14 protein-coding genes are annotated in these 17,232 nt (G+C 59.7%); 8 read left to right on the forward strand and 6 right to left on the reverse strand.

Annotated elements, in window-relative coordinates; translation table 11 throughout:
* Nucleotides 1-6: 6 nt before the first annotated feature.
* Nucleotides 7-807, reverse strand: coding sequence for a DUF2989 domain-containing protein (locus L972_RS10415; protein WP_047438067.1), 801 nt, complete (start codon nt 805-807; stop codon nt 7-9).
* Between the two features lie 211 nt (nt 808-1,018).
* Between L972_RS10415 and L972_RS10420 the strand changes: the two genes are divergently transcribed.
* A complete protein-coding gene (locus tag L972_RS10420; protein WP_021229728.1) occupies nt 1,019-2,452 on the forward strand; it encodes a glyceraldehyde-3-phosphate dehydrogenase in 1,434 nt (477 codons plus the stop codon).
* Between the two features lie 63 nt (nt 2,453-2,515).
* Nucleotides 2,516-2,809, forward strand: coding sequence for a YeaC family protein (locus L972_RS10425; RefSeq protein WP_005354139.1), 294 nt, complete (start codon nt 2,516-2,518; stop codon nt 2,807-2,809).
* Between the two features lie 235 nt (nt 2,810-3,044).
* Here the strand turns inward: L972_RS10425 and ansA are convergent, their stop codons facing one another.
* Complete coding sequence (gene ansA / locus L972_RS10430; RefSeq protein ID WP_005354141.1) at nt 3,045-4,052, reverse strand: asparaginase; 1,008 nt, start codon at nt 4,050-4,052, stop codon at nt 3,045-3,047.
* A 446-nt stretch (nt 4,053-4,498) separates the two neighbouring features.
* Between ansA and gltS the strand changes: the two genes are divergently transcribed.
* A complete protein-coding gene (gene gltS / locus L972_RS10435; RefSeq protein WP_005348115.1) occupies nt 4,499-5,698 on the forward strand; it encodes a sodium/glutamate symporter in 1,200 nt (399 codons plus the stop codon).
* A 241-nt stretch (nt 5,699-5,939) separates the two neighbouring features.
* On the opposite strand, the gene L972_RS10440 is transcribed toward gltS, so the two are convergent.
* Nucleotides 5,940-7,811 (reverse strand): methyl-accepting chemotaxis protein, encoded by a 1,872-nt coding sequence (locus L972_RS10440; RefSeq protein WP_047438069.1) that lies wholly within the window; start codon nt 7,809-7,811, stop codon nt 5,940-5,942.
* 256 nt (nt 7,812-8,067) lie between these two features.
* On the opposite strand from L972_RS10440, the gene prfB reads away from it, so the two are divergent.
* The 5 genes from prfB to L972_RS10465 all read left to right on the forward strand — a co-directional run bounded on the left by prfB (nt 8,068) and on the right by L972_RS10465 (nt 15,216).
* A protein-coding gene (prfB, locus tag L972_RS10445) for a peptide chain release factor 2 (RefSeq protein ID WP_100645262.1) occupies nt 8,068-9,166 on the forward strand; the annotation gives its coding sequence in 2 pieces (ribosomal slippage) (nt 8,068-8,142 and nt 8,144-9,166; 1,098 coding nt in all).
* A 16-nt stretch (nt 9,167-9,182) separates the two neighbouring features.
* Nucleotides 9,183-10,718: a lysine--tRNA ligase gene (lysS, locus tag L972_RS10450; protein WP_047438071.1), complete on the forward strand. Its 1,536-nt coding sequence runs from the start codon at nt 9,183-9,185 to the stop codon at nt 10,716-10,718.
* Between the two features lie 211 nt (nt 10,719-10,929).
* Nucleotides 10,930-12,720 (forward strand): assimilatory sulfite reductase (NADPH) flavoprotein subunit, encoded by a 1,791-nt coding sequence (locus L972_RS10455; RefSeq protein WP_047438072.1) that lies wholly within the window; start codon nt 10,930-10,932, stop codon nt 12,718-12,720.
* The gene (gene cysI / locus L972_RS10460; protein WP_047438074.1) at nt 12,720-14,444 is read left to right on the forward strand and encodes an assimilatory sulfite reductase (NADPH) hemoprotein subunit; all 1,725 of its coding nucleotides are present in this window, start codon (nt 12,720-12,722) and stop codon (nt 14,442-14,444) included. Before L972_RS10455 ends, cysI begins: the two co-directional genes overlap by 1 nt.
* Nucleotides 14,434-15,216: a phosphoadenylyl-sulfate reductase gene (locus tag L972_RS10465; RefSeq protein ID WP_047438077.1), complete on the forward strand. Its 783-nt coding sequence runs from the start codon at nt 14,434-14,436 to the stop codon at nt 15,214-15,216. Before cysI ends, L972_RS10465 begins: the two co-directional genes overlap by 11 nt.
* Nucleotides 15,217-15,295: 79 nt before the next feature.
* Here L972_RS10465 and folA read toward each other — a convergent pair whose 3' ends face one another.
* The 3 genes from folA to L972_RS10480 are packed head-to-tail and all read right to left on the reverse strand — an operon-like array spanning nt 15,296 to nt 17,067.
* Nucleotides 15,296-15,787, reverse strand: coding sequence for a type 3 dihydrofolate reductase (folA, locus tag L972_RS10470; protein WP_047438078.1), 492 nt, complete (start codon nt 15,785-15,787; stop codon nt 15,296-15,298).
* A gap of 18 nt (nt 15,788-15,805) precedes the next feature.
* A complete protein-coding gene (locus L972_RS10475) occupies nt 15,806-16,273 on the reverse strand; it encodes a threonine/serine exporter family protein (RefSeq protein WP_026035076.1) in 468 nt (155 codons plus the stop codon).
* Nucleotides 16,270-17,067: a threonine/serine exporter family protein gene (locus L972_RS10480; RefSeq protein WP_005348133.1), complete on the reverse strand. Its 798-nt coding sequence runs from the start codon at nt 17,065-17,067 to the stop codon at nt 16,270-16,272. Before L972_RS10480 ends, L972_RS10475 begins: the two co-directional genes overlap by 4 nt.
* Between the last annotated feature and the right edge of the window lie 165 nt (nt 17,068-17,232).

Genomic DNA, 17,232 nt, shown 5'->3' on the forward strand with positions numbered 1-17,232 from the left:
ACTGCATCAGGGCCGGTAGTTGCCATGCTTTAGCTGCTCGACAATTTCGGCAGCCCGCACATCGTAACCATCCTGCTCTGTCTTGCTCAGGGTGTGGTAGATGCCAAAACGCTTGGCTGAGACCTCGGGGCTATCCTGAAACGACTCGCTCACCTTGCCCCACAGATAGGCCAACCCGTACTGTTTCTGACCCATATAGAGGGTGCTGAGGGAGGTGAACATGCGGCTGTTCACCTTGTCCCCCTCCTGATAGAGGGAGAGCCCGTGCTGCAGGGTGGCGATGGCCTTTTCCGGGTCGCTCTTGGCGTAGATACCGCCGAGCGCCAGTTGCAGCTCGGGTTCATCCAGCGCCTTGGTGCCTTCCAGCGCCATAAACTGCTGGCGAGCCAGCTCGTTGGTGTTGTTGGTCCAGTGCCAGAGCAGCAGGTAGGGATCTTGCGAATTGCGGGTCACTGCATCGAGCTGGGCCAACTGCTCCCCGGCCGCCAACATTCCCTCTACCCTTGGGCTCTTCTGCTCGCGGGCATTCTTGTATTCAATGCTGGTGGAACGCTCGGCACATTTGAGATAGCGCTCAAGGTTACGCATCAGCTCGTACTTGCGCCGATCCGTCCCCTCTTCCTTGAGATAGAAGCGACTGCGGATCACATCGGTACGCTCGTAGCGACACCAGCCATCGTCCACCAGATCCTGGCAGAGCTCGGGATGATTGCCACAGATGTTGTGGATCCGGTCGTCATTGCAGCCAGCCACGGCAAGGCCGACTGAAAGCATGATGAAGGTCTGTCGCAGGGGGAAATTGGCCATGGTTCACATCTTGTTGGTAACGCGGGTTGGTAACAACTGGCGCCTTTACGGGCCACCTCCGGCTAGCAAACCGGTTACATATCCATTACAATGCGCGCGCCATATAAGGCCGCGATTGCAGAATAATATAACGAAATATACACCCCTACACTGATCTGCATTCGACGAATTTTCTATTTACACCAACAACGTGAAATAAAGGATCTGGTCAATGACCCACGAGCACTACTTGCAAGCGTGGCAGGAGAGCCAGGAGCTCGCCGAAGCCATGCAGCCCTTGATTGGTCGCCTCTACCGACAACAAGGGGTCGAGATCACCCTCTACGGCCGCCCGCTGCAAAACGCCTCCACCATCGATATCCTCAAGGCCCACCGGGTCGTCCGCCGCCACCAGGGCGCCCCCCTCCCCATCCAGCAAAGCTTCCCCCTGCTTCAGGCCATCGTTGCCCTCAAACCCACCGCCGCCGAGGTAGACCTTGGCAAGCTGGCAGTCGGCTACTGGCAGGATCATCAGGATGAAGCGGGGATCGAGGACTATCTGCAAGCGCGACTGGCACCGGCCCTTGGCCGCAGCCAGATGCCGCAGCCGACCGACGTGGTGCTCTACGGCTTTGGTCGTATCGGCCGCCTGCTGGCCCGCCTGCTGATCGAGCGCACCGGCGCTGCCAATCCGCTGCGCCTGCGCGCCATCGTGGTACGTGGCGGTCGCGACGGGGATCTGGAGAAACGTGCCAGCCTGCTGCGCCGCGACTCGGTGCACGGCCCCTTCAACGGCTCCATCGAGGTGGATGTGGAGCGCAGCGCCATCATCGCCAACGGCACCTTCATTCAGGTGATCTACGCCAATAGCCCGGCCGACATCGACTACACAGCCTACGGCATTCACGATGCGTTGATCGTCGACAACACTGGGGTATGGCGTGACGAGGCAGGCCTCTCCGAGCACCTGAAAGCGCGCGGTGCTGGCAAGGTGCTGCTGACCGCTCCCGGCAAGGGGGAGATGAAGAACGTGGTGTTCGGGGTCAACCATGAGGTAATAGGCCCGGATGACAGGATCATCTCCGCCGCCTCCTGTACCACCAACGCCATCACCCCGGTGCTCAAAGTAATGCAGGAGCGGTTCGGCATCCGCCACGGCCACGTGGAGACGGTCCACTCCTACACCAACGATCAGAACCTCATCGACAACTATCACAAAGGCGAGCGCCGCGGTCGCAGCGCGGCCCTCAATATGGTGATGACCAGCACCGGCGCCGCCAAGGCGGTGGCCAAGGCGCTGCCGGAACTGAAGGGCAAGCTGACCGGCAACGCCATCCGGGTGCCGACCCCCAATGTCTCGCTGGCAATTATCAACCTGTCGCTGGAACAGGCCACCGATCGGGAGAGCCTCAACGCCTATCTGCAGCAGATGGCGCTAAGCTCGGCCCTGCACCGCCAGATCGACTTCAGCGCCAGTACCGAGCTGGTCTCCTCCGACATGGTAGGTTCCCGTTATGCGGGCATCGTCGACTCCCAGGCGACCATCGCCGAGGGGGATCACTGTGTGCTCTACGTATGGTATGACAACGAGTTCGGGTACAGTTGTCAGGTAGTGCGGGTGATGGAGCAGATGGCTGGCGTAGTCCGCCAGGATCTACCGGCATAGCCTGCCAGGATCTGCCGGGCTGACCCCGAAGTTTATGGCTCAATAGTTCAAGGAGAAGGCCGGATGTCGTTTCAACAGGGTGAGTTTTTACAAGCAATCAGGCAGATGCCCGAAGAGGTGTACGAGCGGCTCAAGACCGCAGTCGAGCTGGGCAAGTGGCCCGATGGCAAGCACCTCACCGACGAGCAGAAGGCCACCTCCCTGCAAGCCGTGATGGCCTGGCAGGCGATGCATCTCGACAACCCGGAGCATATGAACATCGGCCGCGACGGCGAGATCGTGATGAAGAGCAAGAGCGAGCTCAAGCGTCAGTATCGCGACGAGGAAGAGATAGTCCGGGTCGACCTCAACCACTGAACCTGACCCGGCAGGCCGCTCGCAGCGGCCACAGCAAAGAGGGGAGCAATAATGGCTCCCCTCTTTTTCCACTCTCCCCATGGTAGGGAGGTCAGAAGCTGTTCACGACCTGTAGCGAGAAGACGTCAGCAAGGTGAAGAGCAGCGCAGGAACCGGAGTGTATATACATACATGAGGATTCCGAGCAGCACATGAGCCTTGATCACGGCTTCGTAGTAAGGTCGCGGACAGTTTCTCAGGGCGTCAGCTCCCCACGCAACGACTGCTGCATCAACTCGCGAATGCGGTGGGATGGCAAGTCCTGACTCAGCAGGAAGTGCAGCTTGGTGAGCGCCGCTTCGGCGGTCATGTCAAAGCCCGAAATCACCCCAGCCCGCGACAGGGCGTTGCCGGTGGCATAGCCCCCCATGTTGACCTTGCCGTGCAGGCACTGGCTCAGGTTGACGATGATGACGCCACGGGCCGAGGCCTCGGAGAGCAGCGCCAGCATGGCCGGGTTTTGCGGCGCATTGCCGACCCCGAACGACAGCAGGATCAGCGCCTTCACCGGCTGTTGCAGGATGTTGGCGATCACCTCGCTGGAGATCCCCGGATAGAGGGTCACCACGCCGATGGGCTGGGGGGTGATGTCATGCAGCACCAGCGGCCGCTCGGACGGCACGCCCAACTCGCCCGCCTCCAGCGAGATGGCGATCCCGGCGTTGAGCAGCGGCGGATAGTTGGGGGAGTCGAAAGCGTGGAAGCCGTCGGCATGCACCTTCTTGCTGCGGTTGCCGCGATAGAGCTGGTTGTTGAAGAACAGCGTCACCTCGTGGATCGGGTAGTTGGCCGCGATATAGAGGGCGTTGAGCAGGTTCTGCTGACCGTCGGAGCGCAGCTCGGCCAGCGGGATCTGGGAGCCGGTGATGATGACCGGCTTGTGCAGATCTTCCAGCATGAAAGAGAGCGCCGAAGCGGTGAACGACATGGTGTCGGTGCCATGCAAAATGACGAAACCGTCGTACTTGTCGTAGTTGTCGCGAATATCCTCGGCGATGCGCTGCCAGTCCGCCGGGGTCATGTCGGAGGAGTCGATGAGAGGGGCATATTCGTGGATATGGTAATCCGGCATCTCGGGGCGGTGGAACTCGGGCATCCGCGCCAGACAGTCTTCCATAAAGCCCGCCATCGGCACGTAGCCGTGATCGGAACGCTGCATCCCTATGGTGCCGCCTGTGTAGGCAATGTAGATAGACTTCTTCACACCCTCTCCTCTTGATGAAGTGAACACCGCCAAAACATGAACCATGTTTGGGTGAACCACAATGTCAACGCCCGCCAGCGCCTCTGCGTGCAGCGGAAACCGGCGAATTATAGAGACTGGCGCCCCAAATGACAGCCGTTCCATGCACCCTTTTCGGCTTTTCTGCCCTCTACCTACATAGTGTTAAATGTCACAATAAACGACTAAAACGAGCATTAATACGACAAAGATGGAATTAAACGATGCTTTTTGCTACAATCCGCCGGATTTTACTAAAATCTCATCTGGATGCCTGAGCATTTCAGGCCCGCACAAGCCCCATCTTTCCTGGGGCGGGGAGATGTTTCCCCTTCTTTGCTGGCACATAAGCCACACTGTTTTCATCCCGGCTGAATCTGTAAGTCTTTTGCTATGAAAGACACAGCCAATCAACATGGGAGTACTGAATGTTACAACTTGATTCCTACGCAACGCTGGTCGCTGCCACTCTGGTATTGCTGCTTGGCCGGGTGTTGGTTACCCGAGTCGGGCTGCTGCGTACCTTCAACATCCCCAAACCGGTAGCCGGCGGCCTGGTGGTCGCGCTGGTACTGCTACTGCTGCGCTCCACCCTGCAAATGGAGCTGCAATTTGATACCAGCCTGCAAACCCCGCTGATGCTGGCCTTCTTCGCCTCTATCGGTCTCTCCGCCGATCTCGCCAGCCTGAAACGCGGCGGCAAGGCGGTGGTTACCTTCCTGATGGTGGTCACCGGCCTGCTGCTGGTGCAGAACAGTCTGGGTGTCGGTCTGGCGACCCTGCTCGGTCTGGATCCCCACATGGGGCTACTGGCCGGCTCCATCACTCTCTCCGGCGGCCACGGCACCGGGGCGGCCTGGAGCGCTACCTTCTCCGAGAAATACGGGGTGCAATCCGCCGCTGAGCTCGCCATCGCCTGTGCCACATTCGGTCTGGTGCTGGGCGGCCTGATCGGTGGCCCGGTGGCTCGCTATCTGGTGAAGAAAGTGCAGGTGCCCGGTGAGGAGCACAATCAGGATGAGGCCCCACAGGGCTTCGAAATGCCCGACATGGAGCGCCCCCTCACCACTTTCAGCGTTATCGAAACGCTGGCGCTGATCGCCATCAGCCTCAAGGGCGGCGAGCTGCTCTCTGCTTCCCTCAAAGGGGGCGCCTTCGAGCTGCCGATCTTTGTCTGCGTGCTGTTTGTCGGCGTGCTGCTGCGCAACGTCCTGACCCTGCTGAACTGGCATGAGGTGAGCGATCGCGAGGTCTCCCTGCTGGGCAACGTCAGCCTGTCGCTGTTCCTCGCCATGGCACTGATGAGCCTGAAACTGTGGGATCTGGCCAGCCTGGCGCTGCCCATCTTCATCCTGCTGGCCGCCCAGACAGTGGCGATGGCGCTCTACGCCATCTTCGTCACCTTCCGGGTCATGGGCAAAAATTACGATGCGGCCGTGCTGGCGGCAGGTCACTGCGGCTTTGGCCTGGGGGCCACCCCGACAGCCATCGCCAACATGCAGGCCATTACCCAGCGCTTCGGTCCCTCCCACCTGGCGTTTCTGGTGGTGCCCATGGTGGGTGCCTTCTTTATCGACATCATCAACGCCATGGTGATCAAGCTGTTTATGGCGATGCCATTCCTGTAATTCCCTTTCCGTCAGACGTATATGATCAGAGCCCACCTTTCGGTGGGCTCTTTGTTTGTTCTCTACTCGCCAGTTGACGCAGGCAGAGCCGTGGCACGTATCCGGTACCAGGGTGACCCGCGAGCAACCCGGACGGAGCTTAATCCCCACATCCCGCACTCCCCCCGAACAACAAAAAGCCCCGCACTCGACAGAGGGCGGGGCTTGTTTATCTCAGCCGGAACAGACCGGGACGTGCACCTTACAGGATAAAGGTCGACACCTGCTGGTTAAGGTCAGCAGCACGCCCTTTGAGGCTGTGGGCCTGATCCAGATCGCGCATGGCAGATGCGGTGATCTCATCACTCACATCCTTGATGGCGGTGGTGTTCTGGGTGATCTCGCCGGTCACCTGAGTCTGCTCCTCGGCGGCAGTGGCGATCTGACCCGCCATGTCGGAGATGAGGGAGATGGCGCTGGTGATCTCTTCCAGTGCGCGCACCGCCTGATCCGCATCCTGCACGCTGTTGTCCGCCAGCCCCTGACTGGTCTGCATTAGGCTCACCGCACGGGCGGTAGTCTGTTGCAGGGTCTCGATGGTGGACTGGATCTGCTGGGTGGAGTCCTGGGTACGGCGCGACAGCACCCGCACCTCATCAGCCACCACCGCAAAACCACGACCCTGCTCACCGGCACGGGCCGCTTCAATGGCTGCGTTCAGCGCCAGCAGGTTGGTCTGCTCGGCAATCCCCTGAATGGTGGAGAGAATGCTGGTGATGGCCTGCGCGTGACGGCTCAGCTCGCCGATCACCTCGGTCGCCTGCCCCACCTCTTCGGCCAGACCATTGATGGACTGGCGGGTCTTGTTGACCAGCATCTTGCCCTGCTCACTGCTCTGGGCAGATTGCTGGGCAGCAGCGGCGGTGTTCTCGGCGTTGCCGGCGATCTCCATGGTGGCGCTCGCCATCTCGGTGACCGCAGTGGCGACCATGGTCACCTCCTGCTGCTGACGCTGCAACTCGTCCACCGCGGCCTGGTTGGTCACCAGACTGCGCTCGGCATCGGCGTTCAGCTCGTTGGCCAGCTGACGGATATTGCCGATCAGCTGATGCTGGCTACCGACGAAACGGTTGAAGCTGTTGGCCAGTTGGCCCACTTCGTCGTTGGCGTCGATCTTGATGCGCTGGGTCAGATCGCCATTACCATCGGCAATACGAGCCAGTGCCTGGGAGACCTTGGTGAGCGGGCCAAGCAGCATGCTGACCAGCCAGGATATAGCGAGGATGCTGCCCACCAGCACCAGCAGCGCCATGCCCAGCTGGGTCATCAGCAGAGAGGAGAGCGGCGCTTCCAGCGCGGCCTTGTCCAGCACCAGCACCAGCTCCCAATCCGTGTCGGGGATATCAGCCGCCCACAGCAGCTTGTCGCGACCTTCGCTGTCAAAATAAGCTGGTACCAAATCCTTGCTCGACTTGCTCTGCTCGATCAGCGCATTGGTCAGATCGTTGTCGATCTCGCTGGCCGGTTTCATCGCCTTGGCGGCATCCTTGTAGGCGATGATGGTGCCATCCTTGTGCATCATGATGGCGAAACCGTCGGCAGGCAGCTGCATCTTGGTCACGTCTTCCACCAGCGAAGCGATGGAGAGGTCACCACCGACTACCCCGCCAGAAACCGGCTGGGCCAGGGTCACCACCATGATGTTGTAAGCCACGTCGAGATAGGGTTTGGTGACAATCAGGCCACCTTTGCTCATCGCCTCCTGATACCAGCCACGGGAGCGCGGGTCGTAGCCATCGCGGTTGATGGAGGGATCGGAGTCATTCATCTTGCCGCTGCTCTCACCGAAATAGGTGAGCTGGAAACGGCCGGAAACTTGTGCCTGTTGCAAGGCATTGAGGGGTTCGGCACCGGCCTTGTTGCCGAGCGCCTGGATCACGTCGCGACGGGCGGCGAGCCAGTCGCTGACACGCTCGGCCTGCTGGGTACCCAGCCGTTGCAACTGCTCCTGGCTGCCTTGCAGCAACAGGGACTTCTGGCTGCTATAGCTCTGCCAGGAGAGCAACAAAATCACCAACGAAAGGGCGATCACCACTGACAACAGTATCTTCTGCTTGAGTGACAGGTTTTTCATCATGTGTTCTTCTTATTGAGGTGAGGAGCGGGTTTTTCCCTGAATTGCACAACACTACACGTAGTCATTAGCGACCCGAATGGCCAAAACTGAACCTGAAAATGGGTTTGCGGGCGATATTTTCTACCGAGGTGGAGAAAAGTGCACCAGAAATTGACGGCATGAGCCGCACAAGCCAAGGCAACCCTGTTTATTCCTTCCACAATTGGCTAGAATATCCCGTTTTTAAATCACATCGACCCTGAGAGTTTTCACGATGTTCGAAGTTAATCCCGTATTAAATAAACTTAAGGAGCTGTCTGAGCGGACCGAGCTTCTTAGGGGGTACCTTTGACTATGACGCCAAGAAAGAGCGTCTAGAAGAGGTCAACGCCGAGCTGGAACAGCCGGACGTATGGAATGAACCCGAGCGCGCACAGGCGCTGGGCAAAGAGCGCGTCGCGCTGGAAAACGTGGTCGGCACCATCGACACCCTGACCCAGGGCGTGGATGACGTCGAGATGCTGGTGAGCCTGGCCGTGGAAGGGGAAGACGAAGAGACCTTCAACGAAGCCATCGCCGAATCCGAACAACTGGAAGCCAAGCTGGTGGATCTCGAATTCCGCCGCATGTTCTCCGGTCAGCACGACGGCTCCGACTGCTATATCGATATTCAATCCGGCTCCGGTGGTACCGAAGCACAGGATTGGGCCAACATGGTACTGCGCATGTACCTGCGCTGGGGCGATGCCCACGGCTACAAGCCCGAGCTGATTGAATGCTCCGAAGGCGACGTGGCTGGTATCAAATCCGCCACCATCAAGTTCACCGGCGAATATGCGTTCGGCTGGCTGCGTACCGAAACCGGCGTACACCGTCTGGTTCGCAAGTCTCCGTTCGATTCCGGTGGCCGCCGTCACACCTCCTTCTGTTCTGTGTTCGTCTACCCCGAGATCGATGACGATATCGATATCGAGATCAACCCGGCGGATCTGCGGATCGACGTCTACCGCGCCTCCGGTGCCGGTGGTCAGCACGTTAACCGAACCGAATCCGCGGTGCGTATTACCCACGTTCCGACCGGTGTCGTGGTACAGTGCCAGAACGACCGTTCCCAGCACAAAAACAAAGACCAGTGTATGAAGCAGCTGAAAGCCAAGCTCTACGAGCTGGAAATTCAGAAGCAGAACGCTGAGAAACAAGCCCTGGAAGAGACCAAGTCTGATATCGGTTGGGGCAGCCAGATCCGTTCCTATGTGCTGGATGACTCCCGTATCAAGGATCTGCGCACCGGCGTCGAAACCCGTAATACCCAATCGGTGCTCGACGGTGACTTGGACAAGTTTATCGAAGCCAGCCTGAAATCAGGTCTGTAAACAAGCAGGAATCACCATGTCTGAACAAACCATCACTCCGGAAGTCGACCAAACTCTCGAACTCAACAACGAGATGACCGAGCGTCGTTCCAAGCTGGCCGCCCTGCGCGCCCAGGGTAATCCTTTCCCCAACGACTTCCGTCGCGACAGCCTCTCTGGCGATCTGCACGCAGAGTTCGACGACAAAAGCGCCGAGGAGCTGACGAGCCTGGGTAAACGGGTGAAGATTGCCGGTCGCATCATGACCCGCCGGATCATGGGCAAGGCTTCTTTCGCCACACTGCAGGACATGGCCGGCAAGATCCAGGTCTACGTCACCCGTGACGACCTGCCGGAAGGTTTCTACAACGAGCAGTTCAAGAAGTGGGATCTGGGCGACATCGTGGGTGTCGAAGGTACCCTGTTCAAGACCCAGACCGGTGAGCTCTCCGTTCACGTTTCCGATATCCGCCTGCTGACCAAGGCGCTGCGTCCGCTGCCCGAGAAGCACAAAGGCCTGACCGACCAGGAGGCTCGCTGCCGCCAGCGCTACCTGGATCTGATCGCCAACGAAGAGTCCCGCAAGACCTTCATGATCCGCACCCAGGTGGTTGCCGGTATCCGCAAGTTCTTCAACGAAAAGCGCTTCATGGAAGTGGAGACCCCGATGATGCAAGTCATCCCTGGTGGTGCCTCCGCGCGTCCGTTCGTCACTCACCACAATGCGCTGGACATCGACATGTACCTGCGTATCGCTCCGGAGCTCTATCTGAAGCGTCTGGTGGTCGGTGGTTTCGAGCGTGTCTACGAGATCAACCGCAACTTCCGTAACGAAGGTATCTCGGTTCGTCACAACCCCGAGTTCACCATGATCGAGTTCTACATGGCCTACGCCGACTACATCGATCTGATGGACCTGACCGAAGAGCTGCTGCGCACCCTGGCGCAGGACATCCTGGGCGACACCAAGATCCGTTACGCCAAAGAGGGCGAAGAGGGCCTGACCATCGATTTCGGTCAGCCGTTCCAGCGCCTCACCATGGTCGAGTCCATCCTGAAGTTCAACCCGGATGTAACCCTGGACGATCTGGCTACCCTCGAGAGCGCCAAGGCCATTGCCAAGCGTCTGCACATCGAGCTGATGAAGGGTTGGGAGCTGGGCCACGTGATCACCGCGATCTTCGAAGAGACCGTGGAGCACATGCTGCTGCAACCGACCTTCATCACCGAGTACCCGGCTGCCGTATCTCCGCTGGCCCGTCGCAACGACGTGAACCCGGATGTAACCGACCGCTTCGAATTCTTCATCGGTGGCCGCGAGCTGGCCAACGGCTTCTCCGAGCTGAACGATGCAGAAGACCAGGCCAAGCGCTTCCAGGATCAGGTTGATCAGAAAGAAGCTGGCGACGACGAAGCCATGTTCTACGACGCCGACTTCGTCACCGCGCTGGAACACGGCCTGCCGCCGACTGCCGGTCAGGGTATCGGTATCGACCGTCTGGTCATGCTGTTCACCAACAGCCACACCATCCGTGACGTCATTCTGTTCCCGGCCCTGCGTCCGCAGAAATAAAGCCCACAGAAGTCAGCTACATCCCTTGGGTCAATCCCGAGCGTGATAGCCAATAAAAACGCCCCGCGACTGCGGGGCGTTTTTCTATCTCCTTTACCGCCAAATCACTTTATAAATTCAATAATGGAATAAAGAAGATATTTTTATTCTTTGTTGTTATCCAACACGCCCTTTAATCTGGCCAAAAATCAGACCATGGAAGACGCGTGTGATGCAATTGAAGGATTCCCCATTCAACCTCTCCCCCCTCTCTGACGAGCAGCAACGTCAGTTGGGTCAGGTACTCTCGACCCTCAATACCCAGCAACTGGCCTGGGTGAGCGGATATCTCTACGGCCTCTCCCAGACCGGTCAGCAGAGCGTTGCAACCAGCGCCGCCGTGGCTGCACCCAGCGGCAGCCTGACCATTCTCTACGGCTCCCAGACCGGCAACGCCAAAGGTGTCGCCACTGCCATCAAGGCGCAGGCAGAGGCCCGCGGCCTACCCGTCACCCTAGCGTCGATGGCCGACTACAAACCCAAGCAGCTCAAGAAAGAGAGCCACCTGCTGGTGGTAGTGAGCACTTACGGGGAGGGTGAACCGCCGGAGAGCGCCGTCGATCTGTTCGAGCAGCTTAAAAAAGGCAAGGTTGGCAAACTGGACGGCCTCAAGTTCGCGGTGCTGGGGCTGGGTGACAGCTCCTACGAATTTTTCTGCCAGACCGGCAAAGATTTTGACAACTTCCTCGCCACCGCTGGAGCCGAGCGCATTTATGAGCTCGCCAGCCTTGATGTGGATTATCAGGATGCAGCCAAGGCGTGGGGCGAACAGGCACTCAACGCCATCACCGCAACCCTCTCTACCGGAGCGGCCAGCAGCAGCGTAGCCAGCGCGGTGCAGCAGGCGGTTGGCCACAGCCAGTACAGCAAGGAGAACCCCTTCCCTGCACGCCTGTCGGTCAATCAGAAGATCACTGGCCGGGATTCCACCAAGGATATCCGCCATATCGAGATCAATCTGGCCGACTCCGGCATTACCTATCAGCCGGGTGATGCCCTCGGTGTCTGGTTCGACAATGACGCCGAACTGGTGGGCGAAGTGCTGGCCCTGACCGGCCTCTCTGGCGATGAAGCCACGGCCCACGGCACCTTGCGCGCGGCCCTGACCAGTCACTTCGAACTGACCCGGCTGCACGGCGGCTTTATCACAGGGCTCGCTGACATATCGGATAATGCGGCGCTGAAAGATCTGGCTGGCGACAAGGCCCAGGTCAATGCACTGGTCGCCTCTGCCCAAGTGGTGGATGTACTGAAACGCTTCCCGACCGCGCTCACGGCCGAGCAGCTGGTTGGCCTGCTGCGCCCCCTCACCCCGCGCCTCTACTCCATCGCCTCTGCCCAGAGCGAAGTGGAAGAGGAGGTGCACCTGACCGTCGGCGTGGTGCGTTACCCGCAGGAAGATGGCACTGTGCGCTCTGGCGCCGCCTCCTCCTATCTGGCGGATCGGCTGATTGAGGATGGCGAGGTGCGGGTGTTTGTCGAGCACAACGACAACTTCCGCCTGCCTGCCAACCCAGATACCCCCGTCATCATGGTGGGCCCGGGCACCGGCATCGCCCCGTTCCGCGCCTTTATGCAGGAGCGGGAAGCTCAGGGCGCGGAAGGCAAGAACTGGCTCTTCTTCGGCAACCCCCACTTTACCCAGGATTTCCTCTATCAGGTGGAGTGGCAGCGTTATGTGAAATCGGGGCTGCTGTCGAAGATCTCGCTAGCCTTCAGCCGGGATCAGGCCAACAAGATTTATGTGCAGGACCGCCTGCGCGAGGCAGGGCTTGAGCTCTACCAGTGGCTGGAAGCAGGCGCTCACTTCTATGTGTGTGGCGACGCCAACAAAATGGCCAAGGATGTGCAGGAGGCCCTGCTGGATGTAATTGCCGAACACGGCCACAAGAGCCGTGAGGAAGCAGAAGAGTATTTGAGCGAATTGCGTCGTGCCAAACGTTATCAAAGGGATGTCTATTGATGAGCAAACAACCTCTTTCTCACCCAAAAGCGGGACCGGTCGAAGGGCCGCTGGCCGACAACGAGCGCCTCAAGCGCGAGAGCAACTTCCTGCGCGGCACCATAGAGCAAGATCTGCAGGACCCGCTCACCGGCGGCTTTAACGGCGACAACTTCCAGCTGATCCGCTTTCACGGCATGTACCAGCAGGATGACCGCGACATCCGCCCGGAGCGCGCCGCCCAGAAGCTGGAGCCGCTGCACAACGTCATGCTGCGTGCCCGCCTGCCGGGTGGGATCATCACCCCGGCCCAGTGGCAGATCATCGACAAGTTCGCCGAAGAGCACAGCCTCTACGGCAGCATCCGCCTGACCACCCGTCAGACCTTCCAGTTCCACGGGGTATTGAAGCGCGACATCAAGCTGATGCACCAGACCCTCAACAGCACCGGCATCGATTCCATCGCCACCGCCGGCGATGTGAACCGCAACGTGCTCTGCACCAGCAACCCGGTGGAGTCCGAGCTGCATCAGGAGGCCTACGAGTGGGCCAAGAAGATCTCCGAGCACCTGTTGCCCAAGACCCGCGCCTACGTGGAAATCTGGCTGGACGGTGAAAAACTGGGGCAGGATGAGGAGCCGATCCTGGGCTCCAACTACTTGCCGCGCAAATTCAAGACCACAGTGGTGATCCCGCCCCACAATGACGTGGATATCCACGCCAACGATCTCAACTTCGTAGCCATTGCCGAAGGTGGCAAACTGGTGGGCTTCAACGTGCTGGTGGGCGGCGGCCTAGCCATGACCCACGGCGACACCAGCACCTATCCGCGCAAGGCGAGCGACTTTGGCTTTATTCCGCTCTCTCACGTGCTGGAGGTGGCGGCCGCCGTGGTCAGCACCCAGCGCGACTGGGGCAACCGGGTCAACCGCAAGAACGCCAAGACCAAGTACACCCTTGAACGGGTTGGCGTCGAAGCCTTCAAGGCCGAGGTGGAGAGCCGCGCCGGCATCCAGTTCGGGCCGGTTCGCCCCTATGAGTTCACCAGCCGTGGCGATCGCTTCGGTTGGGTCGAGGGGATCGACGGCAAGCATCACCTCACCCTGTTTATCGAGAATGGCCGCCTGCTGGACTTCCCGGGCAAGCCGCTCAAAACCGGCATGCTGGAGATCGCCAAGGTGCATCAGGGGGATTTTCGCCTGACAGCCAACCAGAACCTGATCATCGCCGGGGTACCTGCCAGCGAAAAAGCCCGCATCGAAGGGCTGGCACGCCAATACGGCCTGCTGGATGACAGCGTAAGCGAGCAGCGCAAGCAGTCCATGGCTTGTGTGGCCCTGCCCACCTGCCCGCTGGCGATGGCCGAGGCGGAGCGCATGCTGCCCGCCTTTGTCACCGACATCGAGGGCTTGCTAACCAAACATGGGCTGGCGGATGACGCCATCATCTTCCGGGTCACCGGCTGCCCCAACGGCTGCGGCCGCGCCATGCTGGCGGAAGTGGGTCTGGTGGGCAAGGCGCCCGGCCGCTACAACCTCCATCTGGGGGGCAACCTGGAAGGCACCCGCATTCCGCGCCTCTATCAGGAGAACATCACCGAGCAGCAGATTTTGGCCGAACTCGACGCGTTGATCGGCCGCTGGGCCACCGAGCGAAAGCAGGGTGAGTGCTTCGGCGACTTCGTGATCCGGGCTGGAGTGATTGCGCCCGTTATCGATTCTGCGAGGGACTTCTATGCCGCTTAATGTCACTGAAGATGGCCGCCTTGACCTGCAGGCGCTGCTAGCCCTCGGCCGTGAGGAGCAAGTCGAGGCGCTGGCGCCCCTCAACCGGGAGCTGGATACCATGAGTGCCCCCGAGCGGGTGCGCTGGGCCCTGGCAAATCTGCCGGGGGAGCATGTGCTCTCATCCAGCTTCGGCATTCAGGCGGCGCTGATGCTCCATCTGGTGAGCCGCGAGCGGGCCGATGTGCCGGTGGTGCTGACCGATACCGGTTATCTGTTCCCCGAGACCTACCGCTTTATCGACGAGCTGACCGAGCGCCTCGCGCTAAATCTCAAGATCTATCGGGCCGAGCTCAGCCCTGCCTGGCAGGAGGCACGATTTGGCCTCTTGTGGGAGCAGGGGGTGGAGGGGATCACCCGCTACAACCAGCTCAACAAGGTAGAGCCGATGGACCGCGCCCTGCGTGAGCTGGGGGCCCAGACCTGGTTCTCCGGCCTGCGCCGGGAGCAGTCCGGCAGCCGTGGCAAGCTGCCGGTGCTGGGCATCCAGCGCGGCCGCTTCAAGTTCCTGCCGGTGATCGACTGGAGCAACAAGGATGTCTTCTACTACTTCAAGGAGTTCGACCTCCCCTACCACCCGCTGTGGGAGCAGGGTTATCTCTCGGTGGGCGATGTCCACACCACCGCCAAGTGGGAGCCGGGCATGAGCGAGGAGCAGACCCGCTTCTTCGGCCTCAAGCGCGAGTGCGGTTTGCACGAGGAAAATGGCGAGAACGACGGCTCAGGCATCTAATCCCGTCTTGAAAACCCAACAGAACAACAAGGGCATCCGAAGATGCCCTTGTTGTTATTTGCCCATTGGCATTCGTCCGTCAGCGGCGCTGCCAGGTCTCGAAGCTATAAGGGTGCGGGTTCTTTTCATCGGCAGGGTGGCTCTCGCAATCAACGCGTTGCCACTGACCATCGTCAAAAGCGGGGAAACGGGTATCACCCTCCACCGCCAGATCGATGCGGGTCAGGTAGAGACAATCCGCGCTCGGCAACATCTCGGCATAGAGATGACCGCCACCGATCACCATCAACTCCTCCACCGAGCTACCTGCCAACAGCGCCAGCGCCGCCTCGACGGAGCCCACCACCTCAATGCCCTCGGCCTGATAGTCGGGATTGCGGCTGATCACCAGATTGCGCCGTCCGGGTAGCGGTCGACCAATGGATTCGAAGGTTTTGCGCCCCATCAATACCGGTTTACCGAGGGTGACACGCTTGAAGTGAGCCAGATCGGCAGGCAGATGCCAGGGCATCTGGTTGTCCTTGCCGATCACCCTGTCGTGGGCCATGGCGGCAATCATGGAAATCTTCATGGGGCCTCTCACCGTCTGTCAGATTATGGGGCGGTTACGGTACACGACCAGAGAGGGGATCGCCAAACCGAAACTGAGGGCACCGACGATAAAGAGCGCCTTGAGGCCGTTCTCCACCGCACTCTGAATCAACTCCATGGTCACGCCGTTGATGTTGAGCTCCACCACCGCAATCATGGTCTTGAACGCATAACTGCCCGGGATCATCGGAATGATGGAAGCCACGCTGAACACCGGACGCGGTGCCAGCAGACGGCGCGACCAGTAGACGCAGACAAAGCCGACCGTGGTCGCCGCCGCCAGCGTCGCCCACTCGATGGGCATGCCGTAGTGGATCAGCAGGGTACGCAAGCTGTGGGCCAGCGCGCCGCCCATGGCGCAATACTTCAGCATCCGTGGTGGCACGTTGAACAGCATGGCAAACCCCACCGCTGGAATGGAGGACCAGAAGGCATCCTTGGCCAGTAGCCAGAGCAAATCCATCATACTTTCCACCCCCAGATCCCCGTGACCGACATGGCCAAAATGATACCTATGGCGGCGCTGATGGTCAGCAGGGTCGCGGTCCCCCAGCGGGCCAAGCCCATGTTGAAGTAGCCCTTCACCATGTCGGAGACCGCATTGATCAGCGGAAAGCCCGGCACCAGCAGCAGCACGCTGGCCGCCATGGCGAGATAGGGCTGGTCACCCCAGTTAAAAAAGGTGGCGCTGGAGGAGAGCAAGGTGGCAATAAAGCCGGTGGCGGCAAAGTTGATGAGCGGGCTATGGTGATGGCGGGCCATCAGCTGGCGCACCCGCATCGCCACGGCAGACGAGAAACAGGTCACCAGGAAGATGGGCCAGTCACCGCCAAACAGCAGGCTAAAGGCACCACAGGAGAGCCCCACCATGGGGACCACCAGCCAGGGGTGATAGTGGAAAGGGACGATGGCCTCGAGCCGCTGGCGCACTTCACGGGCACCGATCAGCTCTTTTTCCGCCATGATGCAGATCCGCTGGATCTCGCACACCACCTGCATATTGATGCCATGTTCGCGCACCCGCCGGGTAGTGGTGACGCAACCCCCCTGATAGAGGCTGGTGAGCACGATGGCACTGGAAGAGATGGCCATTTCGACACTCTCCAACCCCAGCGCCATCCCCAGCCGCACCGTGGTCTGCTCGATGATCCGGCTCTCCGCCCCGAACTGGGCCAACATCTGACCCACCTTGACGATAATGCGGGTGATCTCTGTCTGTTGTTCCCGCGACAACACCCGTCTTGGTGTGATACTTCTCATAATCCCTTCGAGTCGTAGCAATAAAAATTTCGGCCATATTAGCCTAACTTTTACTGTTATTCATCCACCCCTATCACAACCTGACTAATTAGTTATTACAAGAAGGAGAAAAGAGATTACATCACAAATACATTACGACTAACATTAAAAACCATAACAATCAGG

The organism is Aeromonas sp. ZOR0001, assembly GCF_000801015.1.
Classification (GTDB): Bacteria; Pseudomonadota; Gammaproteobacteria; order Enterobacterales; family Aeromonadaceae; genus Aeromonas; species Aeromonas veronii.